Annotated in this window: 8 protein-coding genes and 1 pseudogene; 7 read left to right on the top strand and 2 right to left on the bottom strand. The window is 66.1% G+C overall.

All coding sequences use genetic code 11. From position 1 onward, the window contains the following. The 3 genes from rho to prfA all read left to right on the top strand — a co-directional run. Positions 1-1,454, top strand: a 1,454-nt coding sequence (gene rho, locus WAW17_RS14315; protein WP_422333618.1) for a transcription termination factor Rho, incomplete at its 5' end; no start/stop codon positions are given. 221 nt (positions 1,455-1,675) lie between these two features. Beyond that, positions 1,676-1,918 (top strand): 50S ribosomal protein L31, encoded by a 243-nt coding sequence (gene rpmE / locus WAW17_RS14310; protein ID WP_422333617.1) that lies wholly within the window; start codon positions 1,676-1,678, stop codon positions 1,916-1,918. 88 nt (positions 1,919-2,006) lie between these two features. Then, positions 2,007-3,086, top strand: coding sequence for a peptide chain release factor 1 (gene prfA / locus WAW17_RS14305; protein WP_422333616.1), 1,080 nt, complete (start codon positions 2,007-2,009; stop codon positions 3,084-3,086). A gap of 21 nt (positions 3,087-3,107) precedes the next feature. Here prfA and WAW17_RS14300 read toward each other — a convergent pair whose 3' ends face one another. Next, entirely contained in the window at positions 3,108-3,290 is a 183-nt protein-coding gene (locus WAW17_RS14300; protein WP_422333615.1) for a hypothetical protein, read from the bottom strand. Further along, entirely contained in the window at positions 3,290-3,487 is a 198-nt protein-coding gene (locus WAW17_RS14295) for a hypothetical protein (RefSeq protein WP_422333614.1), read from the bottom strand. Before WAW17_RS14295 ends, WAW17_RS14300 begins: the two co-directional genes overlap by 1 nt. A 157-nt stretch (positions 3,488-3,644) precedes the next feature. On the opposite strand from WAW17_RS14295, the gene prmC reads away from it, so the two are divergent. The 4 genes and pseudogenes from prmC to WAW17_RS14275 all read left to right on the top strand — a co-directional run. Then, positions 3,645-4,574: a peptide chain release factor N(5)-glutamine methyltransferase gene (prmC, locus tag WAW17_RS14290; RefSeq protein ID WP_422333613.1), complete on the top strand. Its 930-nt coding sequence runs from the start codon at positions 3,645-3,647 to the stop codon at positions 4,572-4,574. Further along, on the top strand, positions 4,571-5,239 hold the full coding sequence (locus tag WAW17_RS14285; RefSeq protein ID WP_422333612.1) for an L-threonylcarbamoyladenylate synthase: 669 nt from the start codon (positions 4,571-4,573) through the stop codon (positions 5,237-5,239). The genes prmC and WAW17_RS14285 overlap by 4 nt, the downstream gene beginning before the upstream one ends. Further along, entirely contained in the window at positions 5,236-5,508 is a 273-nt protein-coding gene (locus WAW17_RS14280) for a hypothetical protein (RefSeq protein ID WP_422333611.1), read from the top strand. The genes WAW17_RS14285 and WAW17_RS14280 overlap by 4 nt, the downstream gene beginning before the upstream one ends. After that, positions 5,505-5,679, top strand: a pseudogene (locus WAW17_RS14275) (undecaprenyl-phosphate alpha-N-acetylglucosaminyl 1-phosphate transferase); the annotation flags it as partial. The gene WAW17_RS14280 and the pseudogene WAW17_RS14275, both read left to right, overlap by 4 nt.

Below are 5,679 nucleotides of genomic sequence, written 5' to 3'. Positions count from 1 at the left end.
CCGGTAAGCAGGACGGCGCCGGCGAGCAGGGTGGCGATCGCAGCCGTCGCGAGCGGTCCGACCGTGACAATCGTGGGGACCGCGGCGACCGCGGCGACCGCGGCGACCGCGGCGACCGGGGCGACCGGGGCGACCGCAGTCAGGGCGGCAGCGGACCCCGCGGCAACGACAATCGGGGCGACGGCCGTGGGGATGACGAGGAGGGCCGCGGACGCCGTGGCCGCCGGTTCCGCGAGCGTCGTCGCGGAGGACGTGACCGCGTCGAGGGTGGCGGCGTCGACACCCGTGAGCCCGAGATCCGCGAGGACGACGTTCTGCAGCCGGTCGCCGGGATCCTGGACGTACTCGACAACTATGCGTTCGTGCGCACCTCCGGCTACCTGGCGGGTCCCAACGACGTCTACGTGTCGATGAACCTGATCCGCAAGAATGGTCTGCGTCGTGGCGACGCGATCACCGGCGCAGTCCGGGTGGGCCGTGAAGGCGAGCAAGGGAGCCAGCGGCAGAAGTTCAACCCGTTGGTGCGTATCGACACCGTCAACGGGGGAGACGTCGAAGCTGCCAAGAAGCGCCCCGAGTTCGGCAAGCTCACACCGCTGTACCCCAACGAGCGGCTGCGTCTCGAGACCACGCAGAACATCCTGACCACACGTGTCATCGACCTGGTGATGCCGATCGGTAAGGGCCAGCGTGCGCTGATCGTGAGCCCCCCGAAGGCGGGCAAGACCAGTATTCTGCAGGCCATTGCCAACGCCATCGCGACCAACAACCCCGAGTGCTACCTCATGGTCGTGCTGGTAGACGAGCGGCCGGAAGAGGTCACCGACATGCAGCGGTCGGTGCGGGGCGAGGTCATCTCCTCCACCTTCGACCGTCCGCCGGGCGACCACACGGCGGTCGCGGAGTTGGCCATCGAACGTGCGAAGCGCCTGGTGGAGGCGGGCAAGGACGTTGTGGTCCTCCTCGACTCGATCACTCGCCTCGGCCGCGCGTACAACAACTCGTCGCCCGCATCCGGACGCATCCTGTCCGGTGGTGTCGACTCGACCGCGCTCTACCCGCCGAAGCGTTTCCTCGGCGCCGCGCGCAACATCGAGAACGGCGGCTCGCTCACGATCATCGCAACGGCAATGGTCGAGACCGGTTCCACCGGCGACACCGTGATCTTCGAGGAGTTCAAGGGCACCGGAAACGCCGAGCTCAAGCTCGACCGCAAGATCGCGGAACGGCGTGTGTTCCCGGCAGTGGACGTCAATCCGTCCGGCACGCGGAAGGACGAGCTGCTGCTCAGTCCGGACGAGGCTGCGGTGCTGCACAAACTGCGGCGTGTTCTCTCGGGTCTGGATTCTCATCAGGCCATCGATCTCCTGATCGACCGGCTGAAGAAGTCCAAGAACAACCTCGAATTCCTCATGCAGGTTTCGAAGACTGCCCCGGGCGCGATCGACGACTGATCGAGGCACTGGACGGGCCCGGCGACATCCTCGCCGGGCCCGTTGTCGTGCAGTGGGGCGACTTCGGAATTAAATTCGCGCACACCGCGTTGATCCCTTCGTCAGTGCAAACGCCGATGGGGATCGCAAACCCGCGATCTGGCATACTGAGCGGCTGAGTCCGGTTCCGGTTCACGTCTTCGAACGGCGAAGGCGACCCGGCGACCATTGAAAGGGACACCATGAAGTCAGGCATCCATCCCAACTACGTGGCCACCACCGTGGTTTGCGGTTGCGGAAACACCTTCGAGACCCACAGCACCAAGGAGTCCGGACGTATCAACGTCGAGGTCTGCTCACAGTGCCATCCGTTCTACACCGGTAAGCAGAAGATTCTGGACACCGGTGGACGCGTCGCTCGCTTCGAGGCTCGCTACGGAAAGCGTGCAGGCAAGGGCGCAGCGAAGGAATCCGAAGAGTCCTAGCTTTTCCGCCGACGCCCGCCCTGTGATAATTGCAGGTCGGGCGTCGGCTTTTTTGTGCCTACCCGAAGAACGCAGAGCGGAGTACATCATGGCAGGGACCACCCAGCCGTCGGCGATCGACGACATCCTGGCCGAGCACGCAGGCTTGGAACAGCAGTTGGCGGACCCTGCCCTGCATAACGACGCGTCCGCGGCACGTAAGGCGGGCAAGCGGTTCTCCGAACTGGCGCCGATCATGTCGACCTACCAGAAGTTGAAGTCGGCGGAGGACGATTTGGCGGCGGCGCGAGAGCTGGCAGCCGACGATTCCAGCTTCGCTTCCGAGATTCCCGAGCTCGAGGCCCAGGTCGAAGAGCTCGACAAGGCGCTCACCGACCTACTCGCACCCCGCGATCCGCACGACGGTGACGACGTGGTGCTCGAGTTGAAGTCGGGCGAGGGCGGTGAAGAATCCGCGCTGTTCGCGTCGGATCTGGCCCGCATGTATGTGCGTTATGCCGAGCGCCACGGATGGCGCGTCGAAATCCTCGACGCGAACGTGTCCGATCTCGGGGGATACAAGGACGCGACACTCTCGATCAAGTCCAAAGGCGACGTCCGGGACGGCGTGTGGGCCCGCCTCAAGTTCGAAGGCGGCGTTCACCGCGTGCAGCGCGTTCCGGTAACCGAGTCCCAGGGCCGTGTGCATACCTCCGCGGCGGGAGTCCTGATCTATCCGGAGCCGGACGAAGTCGAGGAAGTTCAGATCGACGAAACCGACCTGCGCATCGACGTCTACCGCTCCTCGGGCAAGGGCGGCCAGGGTGTCAATACCACCGACTCCGCCGTCCGCATCACGCACCTGCCCACCGGCATCGTCGTGACCTGCCAGAACGAGCGGTCACAGCTGCAGAACAAGGCGCGCGCCATGCAAGTTCTCGCCGCGCGATTGCAGGCCGCAGCCGAAGAGGCCGCCGACGCCGAAGCGTCCGCAGGCCGACAGAGTCAGGTGCGCACCGTCGACCGCTCCGAGCGCATCCGTACCTACAACTATCCCGAAAACCGGATCGCCGACCATCGGATCGGATTCAAGTCCCACAACCTCGACGCCGTTCTCGACGGCGAACTGGATCCGCTGCTCGACGCTCTGGGTAAGGCCGACCGCGAGACCCGGCTCGCCGCCGAGTAACAGCGGCAGTCTTGTCCGGACTTACTCGGACGCCTCCACGGGTGGGGGAGCGGGACCGCTCGCGAAGTCGAATCCCGGAATCAGGAAGCAGGTCTGGCCCTTCGAGTTCGGGTACGCACCGTGCACGACGCTCACCACTTGGCCCGGTTCCGTTTTGCCCGGCGCCTGCGGGATCGTGCTGTCTCCGATGAATGGCGCCGGCATCAACGGCACCCCGCCTCCTTGGAATGAATTGAGATCGAGGTCGCACCCAGCACCGTCCCCAGCCCGGCCGCGCAACCGAGCGGTGTGGGCTGCGATTCGAACGGTTCTGCAGCTGCAGCCGCCGGAAGCGCGAGCGCTGCTGCCGCAGCGAACGCGAGTGCCGCTCCCGAGGTGGTGATCATTCGAAACTTCGACATCGAGGAACCTCCTGAATCGCGGCGGGCGTGAACCCGGGTACACGCTCGGATGCTGACGACGATGCGGTACGCCCGTTTCATTTTCCGGGCAAGTACTGCAGTCTCGAGTTGGAGGTGCCCCAATCCTGCACAGCTGTCGGCATGGCACTCTGTACCCGTGAGTCGACTACCTCTGCGCCTGGCCCTGATCGAGGCAACCACGCAACTCGCGGATGCAGGTGTGCCCAGCGCGCGGGCAGATGCCGAATCGCTGGCAGCCCATCTCCTGGGTGTCGAGCGAACCCGGCTCGGACTGGTTCCGCTCGTCGACGAGTCGGTCATCGAGGCATACCGCGCGATGGTCGCGCAGCGCGCCAAACGGATCCCGTTGCAGTACATCCTCGGCACAGCGGCGATGGGTGCCATCGACGTGCATGTCGGGCCCGGCGTGTTCGTTCCGCGTCCGGAAACGGAACTGCTCCTCGGTTGGGCGCTCGCGTTTCTCGGTAGCTGTGATCGGCACCCCCCGGTCGTTCTCGATCTGTGCACCGGGTCGGGCGCGCTCGCGCTGGCCATAGCCAACGCTCGTCCCGACGCGGTGGTGCACGCCGTCGAGTTGGAACCACGAGCGCTCGCGTGGGCCCGGCGCAATGCCGACGCGCGCGAGCAGGCCGGTGACACACCTATCCACCTGTATCAGGGAGACGTCACGGACCGCACGTTGCTGCCTGCGCTCGAAGGCGCGGTCGACCTGATCGTTGCGAACCCTCCGTACATCCCCGAGGGTGCGGAACTCGAACCCGAAGTCGCCGACCACGACCCGCAGACCGCGCTCTTCGGGGGGCCGGACGGGCTGTCGGTGATCAAACCGATGATCTCGAACGTCGCGCGCTGGCTTCGGATCGGCGGAGCCGTGGGCATCGAGCACGACGACACGCACGGCGCCGAGGTGGCGGGGTTGTTCACGGTGCGTCGGGTGTTCGGTGAGGTCGCCGAACATCCCGACCTGGCCGGGAAGCCGCGGTTCGTCGTCGCGCGGCGTGTGGCTACGGATATCGAGGCGCAGCGTGCGGGCTCTGCCGACGAGGGTGAAAGAATGGGCCGGTGAGTACCGTCTACGACTGCAGCCGACCAGATTCCCGTTCCGCCGGAATGAGTGCGGCCAAGAACGCACTGAAGGCCGGGCGACTCGTCGTTCTCCCCACCGACACGCTGTACGGAATCGGTGCGGACGCATTCGACGGCGAGGCGGTCGCCGCATTGCTGCGCGCCAAGGGCCGTGGGCGCGACATGCCGGTCCCCGTACTCGTGGGGTCGTGGAACACTATCGACGGACTCGTGTACAGCGTCCGGCCGCACACCCGGGACCTGATCCGCGCTTTCTGGCCTGGCGGACTGAGTCTTGTTGTGGAACAAGCGCCTTCGTTGGCATGGGACCTCGGCGACACCCGTGGCACGGTGATGCTGCGAATGCCGCTCCATCCGGTGGCGCTCGAGTTGCTCCGCGAAGTCGGACCCCTGGCGGTGTCGAGTGCCAACGTGTCGGGGAGACCTCCTGCCACCACGGTCGAGGAAGCACGCGAACAACTGGGCGGGTCCGTCGGCGTGTATCTCGACGGAGGTCGCGCCGAGCATGGTCAGGCTTCGACCATCGTCGATCTCACAAGCCCGGTTCCGCGGATTCTTCGCGAGGGTGCGGTATCCACCGCAGACATCGCCGATGTCCTGGGCGTCACACCGAAAACTCTGGTCGAGGGGAACGCGACGGCATGACTTCGGGGGAAGAGGGGCCGTTCCGGGGTCCGGACTTCACCGAACTGGCCCGAATCGGCCCCGAGATCGCCCAGGCAGTGGTCGGTGAGCTCGACCGCCGACGCGGGTTCGAGAGCTACGACCGGAACGTCGTCGACAACGCGACGGCGCTCGCCAAGTCCCTCGAGTCCACGGGAATGTGGGCCGTCGCCGGGGGGACCGACACACACCTGGCACTCGTCACGCAAACACGCTCACCCCTGCGGGCAACGGTAGCGTCTGCCCAGTGATTGCTGCCGAATCGGCCGGTGTGGTGCTGGCCCAATCTGGTGGGGGAGCGGGTGTCCCGCTGCGCGAACTCCTGCTCGTCCTCTTCACCGCTGCGGTGGTCACCTTTCTCGCCACCGGCGCAGTCCGGCTCTTCGCACTGCGGTTCGGGGCGGTGGCCGTCCCGCGGGACC

The organism is Rhodococcus sp. (in: high G+C Gram-positive bacteria) (genome assembly GCF_049286785.1).
Taxonomy (GTDB): Bacteria; Actinomycetota; Actinomycetes; order Mycobacteriales; family Mycobacteriaceae; genus Rhodococcus_F.
This window is presented reverse-complemented; position numbering and strand designations above follow the sequence as displayed.